Source organism: Serratia sp. (in: enterobacteria), from assembly GCF_052400455.1.
GTDB lineage: Bacteria > Pseudomonadota > Gammaproteobacteria > Enterobacterales > Enterobacteriaceae > Serratia > Serratia ureilytica.
Genome location: NZ_CP185812.1, coordinates 2,422,459 through 2,440,646 on the forward strand (window position 1 = coordinate 2,422,459; position 18,188 = coordinate 2,440,646).

18 protein-coding genes and 2 pseudogenes are annotated in these 18,188 nt (G+C 62.0%); 9 read left to right on the forward strand and 11 right to left on the reverse strand.

The window, feature by feature from the left end:
- Positions 1 to 128 precede the first annotated feature (128 nt).
- On the forward strand, positions 129 to 1,754 hold the full coding sequence (locus ACORQT_RS11800) for a methyl-accepting chemotaxis protein (RefSeq protein WP_444859412.1): 1,626 nt from the start codon (positions 129 to 131) through the stop codon (positions 1,752 to 1,754).
- A gap of 154 nt (positions 1,755 to 1,908) precedes the next feature.
- Here ACORQT_RS11800 and osmB read toward each other — a convergent pair whose 3' ends face one another.
- Entirely contained in the window at positions 1,909 to 2,121 is a 213-nt protein-coding gene (gene osmB / locus ACORQT_RS11805) for an osmotically-inducible lipoprotein OsmB (protein WP_004940700.1), read from the reverse strand.
- Positions 2,122 to 2,352: 231 nt separating this feature from the next.
- Between osmB and ACORQT_RS11810 the strand changes: the two genes are divergently transcribed.
- The 3 genes from ACORQT_RS11810 (at position 2,353) to ACORQT_RS11820 (ending at position 3,681) form a co-directional block, all read left to right on the forward strand.
- On the forward strand, positions 2,353 to 2,748 hold the full coding sequence (locus tag ACORQT_RS11810; RefSeq protein ID WP_164057757.1) for a DUF427 domain-containing protein: 396 nt from the start codon (positions 2,353 to 2,355) through the stop codon (positions 2,746 to 2,748).
- A 131-nt stretch (positions 2,749 to 2,879) separates the two neighbouring features.
- Positions 2,880 to 3,350: an Rrf2 family transcriptional regulator gene (locus tag ACORQT_RS11815; protein ID WP_033650438.1), complete on the forward strand. Its 471-nt coding sequence runs from the start codon at positions 2,880 to 2,882 to the stop codon at positions 3,348 to 3,350.
- Between the two features lie 193 nt (positions 3,351 to 3,543).
- Positions 3,544 to 3,681, forward strand: a complete 138-nt coding sequence (locus tag ACORQT_RS11820) for an AcrZ family multidrug efflux pump-associated protein (protein WP_016927779.1) — start codon at positions 3,544 to 3,546, stop codon at positions 3,679 to 3,681.
- Positions 3,682 to 3,720: 39 nt separating this feature from the next.
- Here ACORQT_RS11820 and ACORQT_RS11825 read toward each other — a convergent pair.
- The 6 genes and pseudogenes from ACORQT_RS11825 to ACORQT_RS11850 all read right to left on the reverse strand — a co-directional run bounded on the left by ACORQT_RS11825 (position 3,721) and on the right by ACORQT_RS11850 (position 10,086).
- Positions 3,721 to 4,481: pseudogene (locus ACORQT_RS11825) on the reverse strand (amino acid ABC transporter ATP-binding protein).
- Positions 4,478 to 5,383 carry an amino acid ABC transporter permease gene (locus tag ACORQT_RS11830; protein ID WP_182074180.1) on the reverse strand — a complete coding sequence of 302 codons (906 nt, stop codon included), beginning with the start codon at positions 5,381 to 5,383 and terminating at the stop codon, positions 4,478 to 4,480. The pseudogene ACORQT_RS11825 and the gene ACORQT_RS11830 overlap by 4 nt, the downstream one beginning before the upstream one ends.
- Positions 5,380 to 6,294, reverse strand: a complete 915-nt coding sequence (locus ACORQT_RS11835; protein ID WP_142590816.1) for an ABC transporter substrate-binding protein — start codon at positions 6,292 to 6,294, stop codon at positions 5,380 to 5,382. The genes ACORQT_RS11830 and ACORQT_RS11835 overlap by 4 nt, the downstream gene beginning before the upstream one ends.
- Positions 6,295 to 6,311: 17 nt before the next feature.
- Positions 6,312 to 7,649, reverse strand: coding sequence for an LLM class flavin-dependent oxidoreductase (locus ACORQT_RS11840; RefSeq protein ID WP_197801306.1), 1,338 nt, complete (start codon positions 7,647 to 7,649; stop codon positions 6,312 to 6,314).
- A 19-nt stretch (positions 7,650 to 7,668) separates the two neighbouring features.
- Positions 7,669 to 8,973 (reverse strand): MmgE/PrpD family protein, encoded by a 1,305-nt coding sequence (locus tag ACORQT_RS11845; RefSeq protein WP_197801307.1) that lies wholly within the window; start codon positions 8,971 to 8,973, stop codon positions 7,669 to 7,671.
- 225 nt (positions 8,974 to 9,198) lie between these two features.
- Positions 9,199 to 10,086, reverse strand: a complete 888-nt coding sequence (locus ACORQT_RS11850; RefSeq protein ID WP_197801308.1) for a LysR family transcriptional regulator — start codon at positions 10,084 to 10,086, stop codon at positions 9,199 to 9,201.
- A gap of 230 nt (positions 10,087 to 10,316) precedes the next feature.
- Between ACORQT_RS11850 and ACORQT_RS11855 the strand changes: the two genes are divergently transcribed.
- Positions 10,317 to 11,375, forward strand: a complete 1,059-nt coding sequence (locus ACORQT_RS11855; RefSeq protein ID WP_444859413.1) for a serine hydrolase domain-containing protein — start codon at positions 10,317 to 10,319, stop codon at positions 11,373 to 11,375.
- Positions 11,366 to 12,583 carry an MFS transporter gene (locus ACORQT_RS11860; protein WP_197801310.1) on the forward strand — a complete coding sequence of 406 codons (1,218 nt, stop codon included), beginning with the start codon at positions 11,366 to 11,368 and terminating at the stop codon, positions 12,581 to 12,583. Before ACORQT_RS11855 ends, ACORQT_RS11860 begins: the two co-directional genes overlap by 10 nt.
- Here the strand turns inward: ACORQT_RS11860 and ACORQT_RS11865 are convergent.
- On the reverse strand, positions 12,510 to 13,385 hold the full coding sequence (locus tag ACORQT_RS11865) for an alpha/beta hydrolase (RefSeq protein WP_197801311.1): 876 nt from the start codon (positions 13,383 to 13,385) through the stop codon (positions 12,510 to 12,512). The genes ACORQT_RS11860 and ACORQT_RS11865 overlap by 74 nt on opposite strands.
- A gap of 150 nt (positions 13,386 to 13,535) precedes the next feature.
- Here ACORQT_RS11865 and ACORQT_RS11870 point away from each other — a divergent pair, with 150 nt between their 5' ends.
- The 3 genes from ACORQT_RS11870 (at position 13,536) to ACORQT_RS11880 (ending at position 16,873) form a co-directional block, all read left to right on the forward strand.
- Positions 13,536 to 14,285, forward strand: coding sequence for a DeoR/GlpR family DNA-binding transcription regulator (locus ACORQT_RS11870; protein ID WP_033650433.1), 750 nt, complete (start codon positions 13,536 to 13,538; stop codon positions 14,283 to 14,285).
- A gap of 12 nt (positions 14,286 to 14,297) precedes the next feature.
- Entirely contained in the window at positions 14,298 to 15,365 is a 1,068-nt protein-coding gene (locus tag ACORQT_RS11875) for an oxidoreductase (RefSeq protein WP_164057755.1), read from the forward strand.
- A gap of 113 nt (positions 15,366 to 15,478) precedes the next feature.
- Positions 15,479 to 16,873 carry an MFS transporter gene (locus ACORQT_RS11880; RefSeq protein WP_069100341.1) on the forward strand — a complete coding sequence of 465 codons (1,395 nt, stop codon included), beginning with the start codon at positions 15,479 to 15,481 and terminating at the stop codon, positions 16,871 to 16,873.
- Here the strand turns inward: ACORQT_RS11880 and ACORQT_RS11885 are convergent.
- The 3 genes and pseudogenes from ACORQT_RS11885 to ACORQT_RS11895 form a co-directional block, all read right to left on the reverse strand.
- A pseudogene (locus ACORQT_RS11885) lies at positions 16,858 to 17,387 on the reverse strand (dihydrofolate reductase family protein). The gene ACORQT_RS11880 and the pseudogene ACORQT_RS11885 sit on opposite strands and share 16 nt — an antisense overlap.
- Positions 17,387 to 17,788 carry a VOC family protein gene (locus tag ACORQT_RS11890; protein WP_015377846.1) on the reverse strand — a complete coding sequence of 134 codons (402 nt, stop codon included), beginning with the start codon at positions 17,786 to 17,788 and terminating at the stop codon, positions 17,387 to 17,389. The pseudogene ACORQT_RS11885 and the gene ACORQT_RS11890 overlap by 1 nt, the downstream one beginning before the upstream one ends.
- Positions 17,789 to 17,935: 147 nt before the next feature.
- Positions 17,936 to 18,130 carry a ribbon-helix-helix protein, CopG family gene (locus ACORQT_RS11895; RefSeq protein ID WP_004928567.1) on the reverse strand — a complete coding sequence of 65 codons (195 nt, stop codon included), beginning with the start codon at positions 18,128 to 18,130 and terminating at the stop codon, positions 17,936 to 17,938.
- Positions 18,131 to 18,188: the final 58 nt, after the last annotated feature.

An 18,188-nucleotide genomic window follows, 5' to 3' on the forward strand; every position in this document is an offset into this window, starting at 1 on the left:
TTTCGTTCACGCCTTAACATGATTTCAACGCATTCCGAACCCGGCAACACCCGTCTATGGGGGCTGTAATCGTCGTGTCATCAATGCTCGTTAGACTCGCGGCATCCTGGTATTACCGACTAAAAATCATGAACATAAAACTGACACTTGGCCGCGGGGCAAAACCTGCGCCCGCGCTGCCGCGCGCGTTTGGCTTCGGCAAAAGCATGGGGTTATTAAGCGGCGTAATTTGCGTTATCGCGCTATTTTCTCTGCTGCAATTGTTTTCCACCGTATTTATTTCCAATATTCTGCGCGACGCCAAGATTAACCTGGTGACGGGCGACGCCTTGCATCGCCAGCAGGCGGCGATGGATCGCGCCAGGCTGTCGCTGCTGACGGCCAGCGATACCCTGAACCGTGCGGGCATTTACTATCTGCAGGATAAAGCCACCGGCTCCGACGGCAGCTGGCATAGCCTGCTGGATGTATCGCTGGCGGCGTTGCAGGCTTCAGAGCAGGCCTTCGCCCGGTTTGAGCGCCTGAGCGCGACGGCGCCCGAGGCCGCTGACGCCCTGAAAGGCAGTTATCGCCTGTTCTATGACGGTCTGAAGGAGCAGGCGCAAGGGCTGCAACGCAGCGACAGCATCGATGCGTTTTTCGCCGTGCCGATCCAGGCTTTTCAGGCAGATTTCAACGAGAAGTATCTCGCTTATCAGGCGCTGAACGAACGACGCGGCGATGACGTCAACGTGCGGCAATTGGCGGCGCTGGAGCAGGCCAAAACCTATGCGCTTGGCGCGCTCGCGGCGTTGGCGCTGATCGCCTTGGGCGTGTGGTTCGGCGTTGCTCGTTGGGTGATTGCACCGTTGCAAAGGGCGATCGCCCATCTCAACGTGCTGGCCGCCGGCGATCTTTCGCGGCCGTTGCCGCCTGAACGGGCGGTTAACCGCGAAATGCGTCAGTTGCAAACCAGCATTGGCCACATGCAAAACGGCCTGCAGCGGCTGGTGAGTGAGGTGCGCGATGCTGCGAGCGGGATCCTGAACGGCGTCGGGCGGCTGGCGGACGGCAATCGACAGTTGACGGCGCAGTCGGCGAAGCAGGACGGCGAATTGCAGTTGGCGACCGAGCACGTGCAGCAGTTGGCGGCGCGGGTGGAAGAAAACGGCCAATACGCGCAGCTGGCCAATCAACGCACCGAACAGGCCAGGCAGTGCGCCGGCGCCGGTGAAAAGATGATGCAAACCGTCAACGTCTCGATGCAAGGGATCGTCAACCAATCGGCCGAGATGCGCGGCATTGTGGCGCTGATCGACAGCGTGGCGTTTCAGACCAATATTCTGGCGCTGAATGCGGCGATCGAGGCCGCGCACGCCGGCGTTCACGGCCGCGGTTTCGCCATTGTCGCTAAAGAAGTGGGCCTGCTGGCGCAGAAGAGCAGCCATTCTACGCGCGATATTCAGCAGCTGATCAACCGTTCGTTGCAGCAAATCGATCAGGGGTCGCAAGCGGTAGAGCTGCTGGCGGGCAATTTGCGTCAAATTATCGATCTGGTGAACACGTTTAGCGCACTGATGGGGGAGATCTCGCTGGCGTCGCTCAATCAGGGGGAGAGCATTCAGGACGTGACGGCACGCATCGCCGGGCTGAATCAGGTGGCGCAGCAAACCGGCGCCGTGGTGAACGCGGTGACCGAGGCTTCGCAGTTGCTGCAGGGCGAATCGGAACGATTGGAAAAAGCGATGGCGCGTTTCAGGCTGCCGGCGCAATAAATAACCCTGGCGCAGGTTAATGAATAATAAAGCCGCGCTTAACGTTATTTATTTAGGTTCGCTCCCTGAGGAATTTCAGCGGAGTAAATAAAGCAGGCCGGCGCGTGTGGATTAAAAAAGCGTCGGCCTGCGGAGGTTATTTTTGGCGGGAGAATTAACGGCTGGTCTGGTGGCCGATGATGCCGCCCAGCGCTGCGCCGCCGAGGGTGCCCAGCGTGCTGCCGTCGGTCAATACCGCGCCGCCCACGGCGCCGACGCCCGCACCGATCGCCGTGTTGCGATCGCGATTGGACATATGCCCACATGCGGTAACGGAAAGCGTCGCCATTACCACCACCAACACACCCGCGGCACGTTTAATATTCATAATGAGTTCCTGGTAAATTGGCTAATTAATGGATTAAAAATAATCCGATTAACTCGCCGGTAGAAGTTGGGATGAATGTATTCCTCCGAAAGAAAATCGAACAGGTAAAAATTCTTAATTTTGGCGCGGTGAAAAGCGATCGCTCGCCGAATGTGCGGCCGTCGGCAAAACCGTTCGGCTATACTGGGAAGACGCCTCACGAGGGGCGGGGCGCACACGCTGGAGGCCGCCATGTCCGAGCTCGTTTCCGCATCCGGCAAACCGGTGAAAATTCCCGGCCCGGACCATCCGATTACGCTGACCCGCCATCCGACGCGGGTCGTGGTGCGCGGCGCCGGCCAAATCCTGGCCGACAGCCGTCATGTACTCATCTTGCAGGAAGCCAACTATCCGCCGGTGTTTTACTTTCCGCGTGAGGATGTGAATATGGCGCTGCTGCATAAAAGCACGCACGTGAGCTACTGCCCTTATAAGGGCGACTGCAGTTATTTCTCCCTCACGCTGAACGGCCCGCAGGGGGACAATGCGGCCTGGAGCTATGAAATGCCTTACAACGCCGTGGTGACGATCAAGGATCATCTGGCATTTTATCCCGACAAAGTCACGGCGATCCGTACCGAAGCCTGAGCCGCCGCCGCCTTCGGGCGGGGGCAGGTTGACATTCCACTTATCCCTACTCATTATGTGTATTACCGGAAATTGATACGCTTTCCTTATGTTTTAATCCGACATAAGCGAAACTCTGAGCAGGTGCCAAGGTGTCTACCTCTACGCGATTTGCCGTTGCCATCCATATTCTGACCAACATCACGCTGTGTCGCGGCCAGACGGTGCGTTCCGAAGATATCGCCCGCAGCGTCAACACCAATCCGACGGTGGTGCGGCGCATTCTCGGGGCGTTGGCGGAGGCGGGGCTGACCTATTCGCAGATGGGGCAAGGCGGCGGGGCGCTGTTGGCGCGGCCGGCGGAAGCGATTTCTCTGCTGGACGTGTATCGCGCGGTGGAGGATCAACCTTATTTCACGCTGCATCGCACCCGGCCTAACGAGGCGTGCTATATCGGCCACGCCATTACCCCGGTGCTGGAGCAAGAGTTTGCGCGCGTCGGCCACGCGCTGGAAGCCAGCCTGGCGCAGACCAGCATCGCCGAAATGGCCGGGCAGGTTGAGCTGCGCGCCGGCTATCCCTTCGTCCCTTGTTCACCGCAATATCAAGCAGATACGCAGTAAAAAATCACGCCAAACCCCGTTCCGCGCAGAGCATTTTTTGCATTGCGTTAATGTAATTGTGTAAGTTACATTAGCTCGCATCAAGTGTGATGTAGCTCACGTTTTAGACTGCCTCCCCACGATAATCGACCGTTTGGCCGGAAACCTTTTCTTCCGGCGCAGATTCGCTGTGCTTATAAACCAGGAGAGAACGATGTTAGAAATGATTGAAAGCTTGGCCACCGTGGTGGTCCTGGTGCCGGTAATGGTGGCCGTCTTGCTCGGCGCGATTTACGGCCTGGGTGAAGTGTTCAACGTCTTTTCCGCTATCGGCAGAAAAAATAACGGCTGAATTTGAACGTCAGGGGACGCAACGCCCCCTGACGGAGGGTTACAATACCGTCGCCAGGAAGTTGCGCGTCCTCTCATGTCCCGGCGCATCCAGAACCTGCTGCACGCTGCCCGTTTCAACCACCTTTCCCTGATCCATAAAGACAATCTGGTCGGCCACTTCGCGGGCGAAGCCGATTTCGTGCGTGACCACCACCATGGTCATGCCCGAATGCGCCAAGTCTTTCATCACCTGCAGCACTTCGCCAACCAATTCAGGATCGAGCGCGGAGGTCGGTTCATCAAACAGTAACACCTGCGGGTTCATCGCCAGCGCGCGGGCGATGGCGACGCGTTGCTGCTGGCCGCCGGACAGTTCACGCGGCCAGGCGTTGATGCGATGTTCCAGCCCGACGCGGGCCAGCAGCTGCTTCGCCCGTTCCTGCACCTCGGTTTTTTTTCCTTTTTCACCCGCAGCGGCGCGTCGCTGACGTTTTGCAACACGGTGCGGTGCGCAAACAAGTTGAACTGCTGAAATACCATGCCGATGCTTTTACGCTGTTCGGCCACCTCGGCTTCTTTCAGCTCGTACAGATGCCGGCCTTTTTGACGATAGCCGATCAGCTGTTCGCCAACGCGAATGGTGCCGCCGTCCAGTTTTTCCAGGTGGTTGATGCAGCGCAACAGGGTGGACTTGCCTGAGCCGGAAGGGCCGAGGATCACCGTTACCGAACCTGCCGGAATGGTCAGGCTGATGTTTTTCAACACTTCGGTGCCGGAAAAGGATTTCCGCACCCGGTTGATGTGGATGGATGCGCTCATTGTTCACCTCCCTGAGGGGCTTTGCGGTTGAGGAAGAACCGGCCGCTGCGCGTTGCCTGCGTGCCGCGGCCAAAATAGCGCTCCACGTAGTATTGACCAATTGACAGAATCGAAGTCATGGCCAGATACCACAGGGTGGCGACCAGCAGCAGCGGGATGACCTCGTAGGTGCGTTGGTAAATGATCTGCGCCGAATACAGCACGTCCTGCAGGGCAATCACCGACACCACCGCGGTGGTTTTCAACTGCCCGATCACTTCATTGCCCGCCGGCGGCAGGATGGTGCGCATCGCCTGCGGTAATACCACGTGCCACAGGATTTGCCCACGACGGTAGCCCAGCGCTTTGGCGGCTTCCAACTGGCCGCTGCTGACGCTTTGGATGCCTGCGCGCACAATTTCCGCCGCATAGGCCGACTGATGCATCACCAGCGCAATCACCGCGGCGCTGAAGGTGCTGATAAGGGTATTGGTCGGCGCGCTGGCGACTTCGCCCAGAAACGGGATCCACAAGCTGATGCGGGGATAAAGCGCGGCGATGTTGTACCACAGGAACAGCTGCACCAGCATCGGCACTGCACGGAAGAACCAGGTGTAGAACCAGCTTACCGCCACCAATACCGGATTGGCCGACAGGCGCATCAGCGCCAGCAGCACGCCGCCGGCGAAGCCGAACACTACCGAAATCACCGTCAGCTTCAGCGTCATGAGCACGCCGTTGAGGATGGACGCCTCGGTGAGGTTTTCCGCCACCACCGACCATTCAAAGCGCGGGTTGTGCAGCATGGAATTGACGATAACGGCGACGATCAGCAGCACAACCAGGGCGCTGAGCCAGCGTCCGTAATGCCGGTGGCCGACGATGCTCAGTTCCGCGTCGTCGACAGGGTATTGCCCACTCATTTTGCGATCTCTTCATTGATGCCGGCGGTTTTCACTGCACCAAAACCGATATCCCAGCCGTCGAGGATTTTCTGGTAGCTGCCGTCGGCGATCAGTGAATTTAGCGCTGCCTGCACCGGTTTCACCAGTTCGGAGCCTTTCGGCAGGGCGATGGCCACCGTGGTGCCGTCGATGTTGATATCACCGGCCAGCGTCAGCGGTTTGACGTGGGTGGCCTGGTAGCGCAGCCCTTCATACGGGCCGAAAAACATCGGCACGCGGCCGCTGATCACCGCTTGCACCCCGGCCGGGCGGTCCGGGAAGATCGGCATGGTGATGGCCGGTTTGCCGGCGGCGACGCATTGATCGCTGGCCTGCTGCAGGCGAGTTATTTGCGAGGTACCTGCGCCGGCGCCGACGGTCTGGCCGCACAACTGGGCCAGCTCGGTGTAAGGGCCAAGCGCAGCGTCTTTGCGGGCGATCAAGGCCAGCTTGGAAGCGTTGTAATAGCCGACGAAGTCCACCTGCTGGAAGCGCTTTTTGTTGGCGTCAATGTTGGCCAGCGCGACGTCATAACGGCCGGACTTCAGGCCGGGGATGATGTTGTCGAAACCGCCGGTGTCCTTCCAGTGGATCGCCACGCCCAGGCGATCGGCAATCGCGCTCATCACGTCGATTTCACGCCCGGCCAGCGTTTTGTTGTCCGCCTGGTAAAAAGTGGTCGGCGGGGTGTTCGGGTTGGTGCCGGCAACGATATAGCCGGCCTTTTTGATTGATTCAGGCAGGCTGTCGTGCAGCGCCGGATCGGCGGCAGCTTTCACCGCCGCCTTGAAGGGAACATCGCCTTCAGCGGCATGACCGGCGGCCAACGGCGCCAGCGTGGAGGAAGCCAACAGCAGGGACAGTACGGTGCGTTTGAATGTGGTTTTCATCATGATTTCCCTGCGGATTAAGCCGATTTTACGTTAGCGAAGTTGATTGCCGGTTCAGGCAGGCCCAGGTTTTCACGCAGGGTTGCATACTGATACTCCTCACGGAACAGGCCACGGCGGCGCAGCTCCGGGATCACCAGCTCGACGAACAGTTCCAGTTGGTTGGGCAACACCGCCGGCATGATGTTGAAGCCGTCTGCGCCTTGCTGTTCCAGCCATAGCTGGAAGTCGTCGGCGATCTCTTCGGCGGTGCCTACCACCACGCGGTGGCCGCGCGAACCGGCCGCGACGGCCGCCAGCTCGCGCAGCGTCAGGTTTTCCCGCGCGGCCAGATCGGTCAGCAGTTTCACGCGGCTTTGGCCGCCTTCGGTGGCGCCCACGTTCGGCACCGGGCCGTCCAGCGGGTAATCGCTCAAATCGAAACCAAAGCGCGCCGACAGCTGCTCAATGCCGTTATCGATATCCACCAGTTGATTCAGCTGATACCAGGTTTCCCGCGCTTCTTCTTTGGTACGGCCGACAATCGGCATCACACCTGGCAGGATCAGCAGGTGGTCCGGGTTGCGGCCGGCGTCGGCCACGTATTTTTTCTGACTGCGGTAGAAAGCCTGTCCTTCTTCCAGGCTGGCGGCGGCGGTGAACACCACTTCGGCGGTTTCCGCCGCCAGCTGTTGGCCGGCCGGGGAAGAGCCGGCCTCAATGATCACTGGCCGCCCCTGCGGCGAGCGGGAAATGTTCAGCGGGCCCTGCACCGAGAAATGCTTGCCCTTATGGTTGGCGGCGTGGATTTTCTCGTCGATGGCGTACACGCCATTTTGCTTGTCGCGCACGATGGCGTCTTTTTCCCAGCCGTCCCACAGTTTGTAGCTGGCCTCGAGGAATTCCCGCGCCACTTCATAGCGTTCCGCGTGCGACGGCAGATCTTCACGGCTGAAGTTGCGCGCCGCATCGCTGGAGAATGAGGTCACCACGTTCCATGCGGCGCGGCCGTGGCTGATATGGTCGATGGAGGCCATGGCGCGCGCCAGGTGGAAAGGTTGATCGAACGTGGTGGAGGCGGTCGCCGCCAGCCCGATATGGCGGGTATTGACCGCCAGCGCCGCGAGCAGCGTCAGCGGCTCCAGGCGTGACATCGTCGAGGGCAGGCGGTGCACGCTGGTCGCCAGCGCGTCGCCGACGAAGAACATATCGAAGGTGCCTTCTTCGGCTTTTTTTGCGATCCAGGTGAACCAGTCGATATCGGTCGGTGAACCGCTGGCGCCTTCTGCGCGCCATCCCCCGATGTGGTGCCCCAGCGCCTGAACGAACAGGCCGAGACGGAGTTGGCGCGATGGTGTTGAAGGTGAAGTACTCATAGTTATTCCTGTTTTATTATTAATTTAACAATGCAATCAGTCGCGGCAGCGCGCCAGGGGACATAAGCGCACAGTCGCGGATAACGCTCTCGCCTTCGAGGCCCGGAAGCAGCTGCAAAATGGCGCGCAGCTTGGCGTCGAGGTCTGTTGGCCGGGCGGCGGTTTGCTTTCTTGTGACTATGTCACTTATTTGCCTTCCGTCCTGCAGCGTCAGGGTCAGGCGATGGAAGCGCATCTCCGGATCGAGCGTGTCCGGCGGGGCCGCGGGATCGGCATGGCGCTCAACTTTTGCCGCCAGGGCGGCGATAGCCGCATCGACCGGCTGTTCGCCGTAATGCGTCAGCGCGACCTCGCCGTGGTATAGCGCATCGGCGATGACGTATTCGAGGCTAAAGCGCGCTTCCACACCGGTGGCCGGTTGGCGAATATAGGGCGCGGTATCTGCGCCGGGCGGAAAACTGACCTCAACCAGGGCGATCTCTGCAAGGGCGTCGCCTTGTTCCAGCAGCCGCTCGCGCAGGGCGAGCGCCGCCTCGGCCGCGCTGTGAGTGCCACCGCAGGTCGGGTAGCGCTTGAACTCCAGCCCCGGCTGCAGGATGCGCCAGGGCGCGCCCCAGCCGGCTGTCAGGCATTCCGGTTTTTGCCGGCCGCCGCCATGGGAAGCCAGCAGGCTGTCCAGCACGCCCTCCGGTTGGCCGATGAAACCGGCCTGAGCCAGCAGGGCGGCGTTGACCGCGTTGCGTGCCGCCAGGCCGGCGTGCAGCGGTTTGGCCGCCGAACCGAACTGGCTGCGCAGGCCCGCCGCCTGCGTGGCCGCCAGGCCGAGAGCAATCTGCGTTTGCCGCTGGTCAAGCTGCAGATAACGCGCCACGGCGGCGCAGGCGGCGACCGCGCCCAGGGTGGCGGTGCTGTGAAAACCCAGCACGTAATGTTGCGTGCCAGCGGCCAATCCCAGCCGGCCAGCGGCCTCTACGCCGATGACATAGGCGGTTAACACTTCAGTGACATTGTCACTCTCACCGTTCAGCGCCAGCAGGGCGGAGAGCACTACGGTGCTCGGATGTCCACGCAGCGCAGGATGGTAATCATCGAAGTCCAACGAGTGGCTGACATAGCCATAGCGCAGTGCGCGGTTCTCACTGCCGTTCGGCGGAAACGTCGCGCCGATCGCTGCCAGACCGGCATCGCTCAACGCCCCGCGGGCAATCGGCAATGCGCAGGCGAAGTAATCTTTCACGCCGCGGCGAGCGGCTGACAGGGCGGTTTGATCCGGCTGGCTGTTCAATATCAGATGAGCGAATTGGACGGTTATCGGTAATGACAAGGCGTTAACACCTGAATTTATAGATGGTTATGCACGAGTGCGGGGTGAAAGGTATTGTGTGGCGGTTTTCTTTGTCCCGAAAGAACGAACGGCGCTTCCATATCACTGAATGGAATATCACGACGGCGCTGCGCCGCCGTCAGGGCTGCTGGCAGGCGCGCCAGACTGCGCTTTAGCTATTTTTGTGCAAAGCAAAGCTGAATTTGTTCTGACGCGGTAGAGGACTTAGGCCGAGAAAAGGCGAACGCTCATGATGTCGATAAATGCCCTGAGACGCGGGGTAAGATGTTTGCTTGAAGGCCAGAGAATTTTGAGACTGCCACTGTGTCGGCAGTGGTCGCCAAGCACCGGTTGGAGCCGCTGCTGCTCCAGCGCCTCCCGTACCGCGAAATCGGGCAGGCAGGCGATGCCCAGGCCCTGTTCCGCCAGGTAAATCAGCGTATCGACGGTGTTGCATACCGTGCGCTTGCCCAGGCCTTCGTCGAGCAGTTTATCTCCGCCCGCCACCGGCCAGGTCTCGACTTTGCCGGTGGTGGGGAATCTGTATAACAGGCGGGCGTGATCGCGCAGTTCTGCCGGCTGGCGGGGTATTCCCGCCCGGCGCAGATAGTCCGGCGCCGCCACCAACTGTAGGTGAAACGTGCCCAGTTGGCGGCTCATTAAGCGAGAATCCTCGGTATCGCCCACGCGGATCACCGCATCGAACCCTTCTTCGATCACCGCGACCCGACGGTCGGAAAAATCGGCTTCCAGCTCAATATCGGGATAATTCCGGACAAATTCCGCCAATACCGGATTTAACAGGCCTCCCACCAGCGGCAGACTGACGCGCAGTTTGCCGCGCGGCGCGCTATGCGTATCACTGATATCCCGTTCCGCCGCCGCCATCTCCTCCAGAATACGCTGACACCGCAGCAGAAACCGCCGCCCCTCGGCGGTTAGCGTCATGCTGCGCGTGCTGCGGTGAAACAGACGCACGCCCAATCGGTTCTCCAGGCGGGCGATGCTTTTCCCCACCGCCGAGGCCGAGATGCCGAGCACGCGGCCGGCGTCAACGAAGCTGAGAGTTTCAGCGGCCTGCACGAAGGCGCTCACGCCGGCTAAGTTATCCATCGTTTGTCCTATTGCGGACGTTAATGTCCGTTATGAAGGGAAATCTAGCCTGTTTTTCCGCTAATCGCCAGGCCCTATGCTCGGTGACTACAGCATGGGCTGATTATCTGGAGCAATGACGATGAGTGCATATGGGCATACCGCGGGCGTGATAGACCGGGCGATCGATAACGCGCTGGCGGAAAAACGGCTGGTTGGCGCAGTGGTTTTGGTGGCGCAGGGGGGGCGATATGTTTTATCGCCGCGCGGCGGGGCTGGCGGATCGCGAAGCCGGCCGGCCGATGGCGTTCAATACGCTGTTCCGTCTGGCTTCGGTATCCAAACCGATCGTGTCCACGGCGGCGCTGGCATTGATGGCGCAAGGCCGTATGCAGCTGGAGGATCCCATCACCCGTTGGCTGCCGCATTTTCGTCCGCGGCTGGCGGATGGCACCACGCCGTTGATGACGCTACGGCATCTCATGACCCACACCGCCGGATTAAGCTACCGTTTTTTCCAGCCGGAAGGGGGATTCTATGCCCGGCTCGGCGTCTCCGACGGCATGGATGACGCGTCTGTCAGCCTGCAGGAAAACGTACGGCGCATTGCCTGCGCCCCTTTGCTGGCTCCGCCCGGCGCGGCGTGGCGCTATTCCATCGCGACCGATGTCCTGGGCGCAGCGATCGAACAGGCGAGCGGCCTGCCGCTGGCGCAGGCAGTAAAAAAATGGGTGACCGGGCCGCTGGCGATGACGGATACCGATTTCCTGGCGGTGGACGCCGCGCGCCTGGCGGCCGCTTACGCCGATCATCCCGGCGAGCCGCGCCGCCTGCGCCAACCGGATCATTTACCGTTTATCGATGGCAGCGCCGGTTTTCATCTGTCGCCGGCGCGAGCGTTGGATCCGTTGGCTTACGCCTCAGGTGGCGCCGGCATGGTCGGCTCGGCCGAGGATTTCCTGCGCCTTCTGGAAGCGTTGCGCCAGGGAGGAACGCCGGTGCTGCCAACCGATTGGGTGACGGCGTTCACCGGCAACCAGATCGGCGATTTGCCGATGCCGTTTTGGCCGGGGCGCGGTTTCGGCCTCGGCATTACCGTACTGAAAGACCCCATCGCCGCGCAAACGCCGGAGTCCGTGGGGACCTGGCGAATGGGCGGCACCTATGGCCATTCCTGGTTCGTCGATCCTGTCCGGCAGCTCAGCGTGGTGGCGTTTACCAACACGGCGCTGGAGGGCATGTCCGGCACCTTTGTCGGCGAGATTTGTCAGGCGGTCTATGCCGCGACGGGAGCGATGCAATGCGCCTGATGCCGCCGATTTTCTTTATCGCGCTGGGGTTGTTCGGCGTCTACTGCATCGAGTTCGGCGTGGTGGGCATTTTGCCGCAGATCATCGCACGGTATGGCATCTCTACGGCGCAGGCCGGCTGGCTGGTCGGGATCTTCGCCCTGACCATCGCGCTGCTCGGGCCGCTGTTGGTGCTGCTGGCGTCGCGATTCAATCGCAAACGCATGTTGTTGATCGCGTTGACCGTGTTCGCGGTGGCCAGCGCGCTGTCCGCTCAGACGGACAGTTTCGCCATGCTCATGCTGCTGCGCATTGTGCCGGCGTTGTTTCATCCGATCTATTTTTCGCTGGCCATGGTGGCGGCTGCGGCGCTTTATCCCCCGCATCAGGCCACCAAAGCAACCGCCTATGCGTTCATCGGCACCAGCATGGGCATGGTGTTGGGGATACCGCTGACGCAATGGATCGCCGGGCAGTTCAGCTATGAAGCCTCGTTCCGGTTCTGTGCCTGGGTCAATCTCCTGGCAGCGGCGGGATTGCTGATGCGGTTGCCCGACGTCGCCGTTCAGCGCCTCAGTTATGGCAAACAGTTGGCAATCCTGCGCAGCGGGACGCTGTGGCTGAATATCATCACCTGCGTGCTGATCTTTGCCGCCATGTTCGCCGTCTATGCTTACGCGGCTGAGTATCTCAGCCGTGAAATCGGCCTCAGCGGCGGCGCCATCGGCTTTCTTCTGGTGGCGTTCGGCGTGGGCGGTGTCGCGGGCAACCTGTTGGCCGGCAAGGGGGTGAGCCGCCATCGAGCGCTGACGGTGCTGCTGCACCCGCTAGCCTTGATTGCGGCTTATGCGCTGCTTTATCACTACGGCAGCGCGAATATCGGTTCGATGACGGCGCTTTGTCTGTATTGGGGAGCGGCGCACACCAGCGGTTTGATCGTGACACAGATCTGGCTGACATCCGAAGCCCCCGAGGCACCGGCGTTCGCCACCGGGCTGTATATCGCCTTTATCAATCTGGGCGTGGCGCTGGGCTCGCTGGCGGGCGGCTGGTTCATCACCGCGTGGGGGCTACAGGGCAGCCTGCTGTGCGGAGCCTTGTTCGCCGCGCTGGCGGTGATTACGATCGCCGCCAGGTTGCGGTTGCAGCTGCAGGCTACCGTTGCGTTGCGTCGATCATCGCCATCACCTGCCGAAACATCGCGCTTTCCGCATCCGCCAGCTCGTTGACCAGCGTAAAGTGATTGCAGTGGCGGTCGGCCAGCCGGTGGACGTCGAGACCGCGCGCCAGACAGGCGTCATAATAGGCCTGCGTCTGGTTTTTGAACCCCTGGGTTTCCCGCTGGCCGACGTCGAGCAGGATCTGCGGCGCATGCGCTTTCGCCGGCAGCAAAAACAGCGGGCTGAGAGTTTGCGCCTGTTCGGGCGTCAGGTGCAGCCAGTCGTTGATGTAGATATCGCACAGCGGGCGCAGATCGTAGAGGCCGCTCAGCGCCAGCGCGCCTTTGATCGCATCGGGCGGCAGGCGATAGCGTTGCTGCCAGCCGTCGGCGATCAGCATGCCGCACAGGTGGCCGCCGGCCGAACTGCCGCTGACGAAAATGCGCGCCGGATCGATGCCGAACGGCGCCCCGTGATGATAAAGCCAGGCGACGGCGCTGCGCACCTCATGCACGATCTCCGCCAGCGTCGCTTCCGGCGCCAGCGTATATTCCAGCGTGGCGACCGCCACACCGCGGCGGGCGAACGCGGCGGCCATCGAGCAGGCTTCCTCTTTGCGCTGTGAATGCCAGTAGCCGCCATGTATAAAGATCAGCAACGGGGCGGGCTGTGCGCTGGCCGGGAACAGATCGAGACGCTCGGCGGCGCTCATGCCGTAGCGCAGATCGTAAATGCCCGGCGTCTGCGCTTTGGCGCGCTGCGCCAGCGCGGCATAGTCCGCCATGCAGGCGTCAAAATCCTCCACCGAAGCGCGGGCGTTGTATTGCGTGGCGCGGGCGCTCAGGTCTTCAAACGTCAGATCGATGTTCATGCGTTTCTCCGGATTGTTATGCGTTATGTCTTCATCATCGTCCCGCAGGGGAAAAGATGTTTGATCTCCGGTGCGCACAATTGCGGCTTCTCCAATGCTGTTATCTGCTGTATATTGCCGTTTTATGCTTTTTTAATGCGGAATAATCCCATGCACAAAGCGGCACGACAGCGCCATTTACTGGATTTGCTCAGCGAACGCGGTCAGGCGGCGGTGGCGGAATTGGCCAGCGCCATCGGTGTTTCGGTCGATACCGTGCGCCGCGACTTGGCCGATCTCGAGCGGCAGGGGTTGGCGCAGAAACATCACGGCGGCGCGATAGCGCTCGAACCGTCCGGCATGCCGCGCCAGGCGCGTGCGGCGCTGTTGCCGCAGGTCAAGCAGCGGCTCGGCCGCGCGGTGGCCGCACAGATCCCCCCCGGTAGCACCCTGATGCTGGATGCGGGCAGTACGCTGTTGGCGGTGGCGCAAGCGTTGCGCGGCCCGGCGACGGTGATCACCGCTTCGCTGGATATCGCGCAGTGCCTGAGCGATAAGCCGGAGATCCAACTGATCCTGCTCGGCGGCCAGTGGGACGCGCGCCAACGGCTGTTCGCCGGCAGCGCGACGCTGGCGTTGCTGGAACGCTACCGCGCGGACATCGCTTTGCTGGGCGCCTGTGCGGTGCATTCTCAGCTGGGGCTGAGCGCCGGCGAAGAGGCCGATGCAGAGGTCAAACGCGCCATGCTGGCCAACAGCGGCGAGCGCTGGCTGGTGGCCGACCATATGAAGCTGGATCGCTGCGAGCCGCATCACGTGGCGGATCTGGCGCAGATCCAACGCCTGTTTACCGATCGCCCGTGGGATAACCTGGACGAGCAATCAATGATTGAACTTTGTGTCGTCGCCGACGACCGCTAGAGGAGAACCCTGATGAACGATAACGCTCAACCGTTGCAGGTGGCGCTGATTGGTTACGGCTTTGTCGGCAAGGCGTTTCATGCGCCGCTGATTAACGCGGTGCCGGGGCTGGCGCTGAGCGTGGTGGCTTCGCGCGATGCCGCCAAAGTCCATGCCGATCTGGCGCACGTGCGCGTGATCGCCGATCCGCTGGAGGCGATCCGCTTGCCGGAAGTGGACCTGGTGGTGATTGCTTCGCCGAACGCCACCCATGCGCCGCTGGCGCTGGCTGCGCTGGAAGCGGGCAAGCACGTGGTGGTGGATAAGCCGTTTACGCTGGATTTGGCGCAGGCGCGCACGCTGATTGCGGCGGCGGAGAAGCACGGCCGTCTGCTGTCGGTATTCCAGAATCGCCGCTGGGACAGCGATTTCCTGGGCGTGAAGCAGGTGATCGAGCAGGGACTGATCGGCAAGGTGACGCACTTTGAGTCGCACATCGATCGTTACCGCCCAGAAGTGCGGGTGCGCTGGCGCGAGCAGAATCTGCCGGGCAGCGGGCTGTGGTTCGATCTGGGGCCGCACATGGTCGATCAGGCGCTGCAGCTGTTCGGTTTGCCGCACAGCGTGCAGGCCAACATCGCCACGCTGCGCGCCAATGCGCAGATCAATGACTGGGCGCATGTGGTGCTGAACTACCCGACGCACCGCGTGATTTTGCATGGCAGCATGCTGGTGGCGGGCGGCGTGTCGCGCTTTACCGTACACGGCGATAAAGGCAGCGTGGTCAAAGCGCGCGCCGACGGGCAGGAGAGCCAACTGCTGGCTGGCGTAACGCCGGGTTCGGCTGAGTGGGGTAAAGACGACGACGCGATGAGCCTGTTTATCGGCACGGAGCCGGTGCGTACGTTGCCGACGCCGGATGGCGATCAGCGCCAATATTACGTCCAGGTGCGTGACGCGCTGCGCGGCGCCGGCGCCAACCCGGTCACCGCATCGCAGGCGTTGGCGGTGATGGCGGTGCTGGAAGCGGCCACCCTGGCGGCGGAAACCGGCGTAACCCAAACGCTGCCGCTCACCGAGGCGGAGATCGCCGCCTGGTAACGCATCGCGCCAGATAAGGCGTCAGATGCATTGATACAGTGCATCGCATGCGTCTTCCGCCATCCCAGCCCCTGACATAGGCTAAGCCTCAGTCTATGTCAGGAGTGCTTATCATGTTATCCCATCCTTCGCCGCAGGGCGTCCGCGGCATACTGGCCGCACTTTCTCTGTGTATGCTGCTGTCATCGCTCGGCATCAGCATCGCCAACGTCGGGCTGCCGGCGCTCGCCACCGCATTCCATGCGTCGTTCCAGGCAGTGCAGTGGGTGCTGCTCTGCTATTTGCTGGCCGTCACCACCTGCATCATCGGCATCGGCCGCTTGGGCGACAGCCTCAATCGTCGCCGCCTGCTGCTGGCGGGCATCGCGCTGTTTACCGCCGCTTCGCTGGCTTGTGCGTTGGCTCCGCAGCTGTGGCTGCTGCTGGCGGCGCGCCTGGCGCAGGGGCTGGGGGGCGCAGTCATGATGTCAATCACCATGGCGCTGGCGGGCGAGGCTCTGGGCACGGAAAAGATCGGCCGCGCGATGGGGCTGCTCGGCACTATGTCGGCCGTGGGCACCGCGCTGGGGCCGTCGTTGGGCGGCGCGCTGATCGCCGGCTTCGGCTGGCGAACGATATTCCTGATCAACCTGCCGCTGGGGCTGCTGGCGCTGTGGCTCGCCTGGCGATACTTGCCGAATGGGGCGCGGGCGGCGACGCGCCCTGAACCGTTCGACCGCGCCGGCACGCTGCTGCTGGGCGGCGCATTGCTTTGCTACTCGCTGGCGATGACTCTGGGACGCGGTGATTTCGGCGCGCTTAACCTGGCGTTGATGTTGGGCGCTCTGTTGGCGGCAGGGGTGTTTATCCGCGTGGAGCGCCGCGCCGTGTCGCCGCTGTTGGCGCCGACGATGTTCCGCCATCCGGCCCTGACGGCGGGGCTGGCGGCCAGCGCGTTGGTCATGACGGTGATGACCGCCACGCTGGTGGTCGGGCCGTTTTATCTGGCGCGCGCGCTGGGGTTAAGCGCCGCGCAGGTGGGGCTGGTGATGTCGGCGGGGCCGGCGGTGGCGATCCTGACCGGTATTCCGGCGGGTTATCTGGTGGATCGCTTTGGATCGCAGCGCATCGCCCAGCTTGGGCTGGCGGCAGTGGCCGCCGGGGCGGGATTGCTGTCGCTGCTGGGCCGCTGGGGCGTACTCGGCTATGTCGCGCCGATCGCGCTGTTGACCGCCGGTTATGCGCTGTTTCAGGTGGCCAACAACACGGTGCTGATGAAGGACCTGTTTCCCGAACGACGCGGGTTGATCGCCGGCATGGTCAATCTGGCGCGCAATCTGGGGGCGATCACCGGTGCGTCGGCGATGGGGGCGCTGTTTTATCTGGCCTCGCAGCGGGTGGCGGGCGCCGCGGCGGCCGCGGCTTACGGCATGCGCGTCACCTACGGCGCGGCGGCGTTGCTGGCGTTGGCGGCATTGCTTATCGCCTTCGGCGGCCGCCGACTGGCGCTGCGTTATGACGCGCGCTGAACGGCGTAGCGTTCTTGCACGAAACCGTTGTCCGACTGGGTGACGGCGAGCAGACGCAGGCGCTGCTCAGGGGCATCGACGCCGAACAAGGGAATGCCGCCGCCCAGCAGCAGCGGCATGCGCGTAATCGTCAATTCGTCGATCAATCCGGCCTGCAGGAAACGCTGCACGGTCTGGCCGCCGTCGATATACAGGTGACGGCAGCCGGCCTCGGCCAACCGCGCCACGACGCTGGCCGGTTCGCCGCTCATCCAGCGGACAGGCTCTGCGGTGCGGATTGCGTCGACAGTACCACCACCGGCAGTTCTCCATAGGGCCATTCGGGAAAGGCGCGGACTTTTTCATAGGTATGGCGGCCCATCACCAGCGCGTCGATGTCGGCGATAAACGCTTCAAAACTCAGACCATTGAGCAACGACACCGCGTACTCGGGCCGCAGCAGCCAATCGATGTCGCCGTCCGTGCCGGCAATGAATCCGTCTACGCTGGTGGCGATGTAAACCGAACATTTCATCAGGCGAGATCTCCGCGGTAAACCACATGGACCTTGTTGCCGTCAGGATCGCGCAGGTAAGCGCCGAAATAGCCTTTGCCGTAGTGCGCGCGCTCGCCGGGTTCGCCTTCACTGCTGCCACCCGCCAGCAGGCCGGCGGCGTAGGCGCGTTTAACCGCCAGCTCGTCGGCGGCGAGAAAGGCCAGCATGCTGCCGTTGCCGGCGCTGGCGGGCTGTCTGTCGAAGGGTTGGTAGGCATAAAACCGCGGCAGCGTTTGGCCCGGCATCACCCAGCAGCGGGCGGCGGGGCCGCCGTCCGGCGTCACTTCCCGCCGTTGTAAACCCAATGGCAACAAAATGGCGTCGTAGAACGCGGCGGCGGCGTCCAGATCGCTGACGCCGACGGTAATATGGCTGAACATGGCGCGTTTCCTTTCCCAAGAGAGAATAATGAACGGATAAAACAGTAGCAGCGATAGCGCAGGATGGACAGACCGCCGTGGAGGATTCGGATTAGGGACGCGCGCAGGGGGGCAAAGCGCGCTTCACGGTTTGTGGGGCGGGCCGCCTCAATTGCTCTCGACGCGAGGATTGGCGTGGGTCGGCTGGCTGGGATAATCCACCTGATGCTTGTGCAGATAATCGCGAATCAGCTGGCGCACCACCTGGGAAGGGGTGACGTCCTGCTGCAGGCACAGCTCTTCCAGGGCTTTCTTCTTGTCCGGGTCAATCAGCACCGTTAGCCGCGCCGTTTTCTTTTCCATCAGGATCCTCCAGAGAATGATGACTGAATGATAATACCATGTGAGCGAAGCGGCCAGC

Coding starts and splice junctions, on each gene's coding strand:
- ACORQT_RS11800 (WP_444859412.1), top strand. CDS start 129: ATGAACATAAAACTGACACTTGGCCGCGGGGCAAAACCTGCGCCCGCG.
- osmB (WP_004940700.1), bottom strand. CDS start 2,121: ATGAATATTAAACGTGCCGCGGGTGTGTTGGTGGTGGTAATGGCGACG.
- ACORQT_RS11810 (WP_164057757.1), top strand. CDS start 2,353: ATGTCCGAGCTCGTTTCCGCATCCGGCAAACCGGTGAAAATTCCCGGC.
- ACORQT_RS11820 (WP_016927779.1), top strand. CDS start 3,544: ATGTTAGAAATGATTGAAAGCTTGGCCACCGTGGTGGTCCTGGTGCCG.
- ACORQT_RS11830 (WP_182074180.1), bottom strand. CDS start 5,383: ATGAGTGGGCAATACCCTGTCGACGACGCGGAACTGAGCATCGTCGGC.
- ACORQT_RS11835 (WP_142590816.1), bottom strand. CDS start 6,294: ATGAAAACCACATTCAAACGCACCGTACTGTCCCTGCTGTTGGCTTCC.
- ACORQT_RS11840 (WP_197801306.1), bottom strand. CDS start 7,649: ATGAGTACTTCACCTTCAACACCATCGCGCCAACTCCGTCTCGGCCTG.
- ACORQT_RS11850 (WP_197801308.1), bottom strand. CDS start 10,086: ATGGATAACTTAGCCGGCGTGAGCGCCTTCGTGCAGGCCGCTGAAACT.
- ACORQT_RS11855 (WP_444859413.1), top strand. CDS start 10,317: ATGTTTTATCGCCGCGCGGCGGGGCTGGCGGATCGCGAAGCCGGCCGG.
- ACORQT_RS11860 (WP_197801310.1), top strand. CDS start 11,366: ATGCGCCTGATGCCGCCGATTTTCTTTATCGCGCTGGGGTTGTTCGGC.
- ACORQT_RS11865 (WP_197801311.1), bottom strand. CDS start 13,385: ATGAACATCGATCTGACGTTTGAAGACCTGAGCGCCCGCGCCACGCAA.
- ACORQT_RS11870 (WP_033650433.1), top strand. CDS start 13,536: ATGCACAAAGCGGCACGACAGCGCCATTTACTGGATTTGCTCAGCGAA.
- ACORQT_RS11875 (WP_164057755.1), top strand. CDS start 14,298: ATGAACGATAACGCTCAACCGTTGCAGGTGGCGCTGATTGGTTACGGC.
- ACORQT_RS11880 (WP_069100341.1), top strand. CDS start 15,479: ATGTTATCCCATCCTTCGCCGCAGGGCGTCCGCGGCATACTGGCCGCA.
- ACORQT_RS11890 (WP_015377846.1), bottom strand. CDS start 17,788: ATGTTCAGCCATATTACCGTCGGCGTCAGCGATCTGGACGCCGCCGCC.
- ACORQT_RS11895 (WP_004928567.1), bottom strand. CDS start 18,130: ATGGAAAAGAAAACGGCGCGGCTAACGGTGCTGATTGACCCGGACAAG.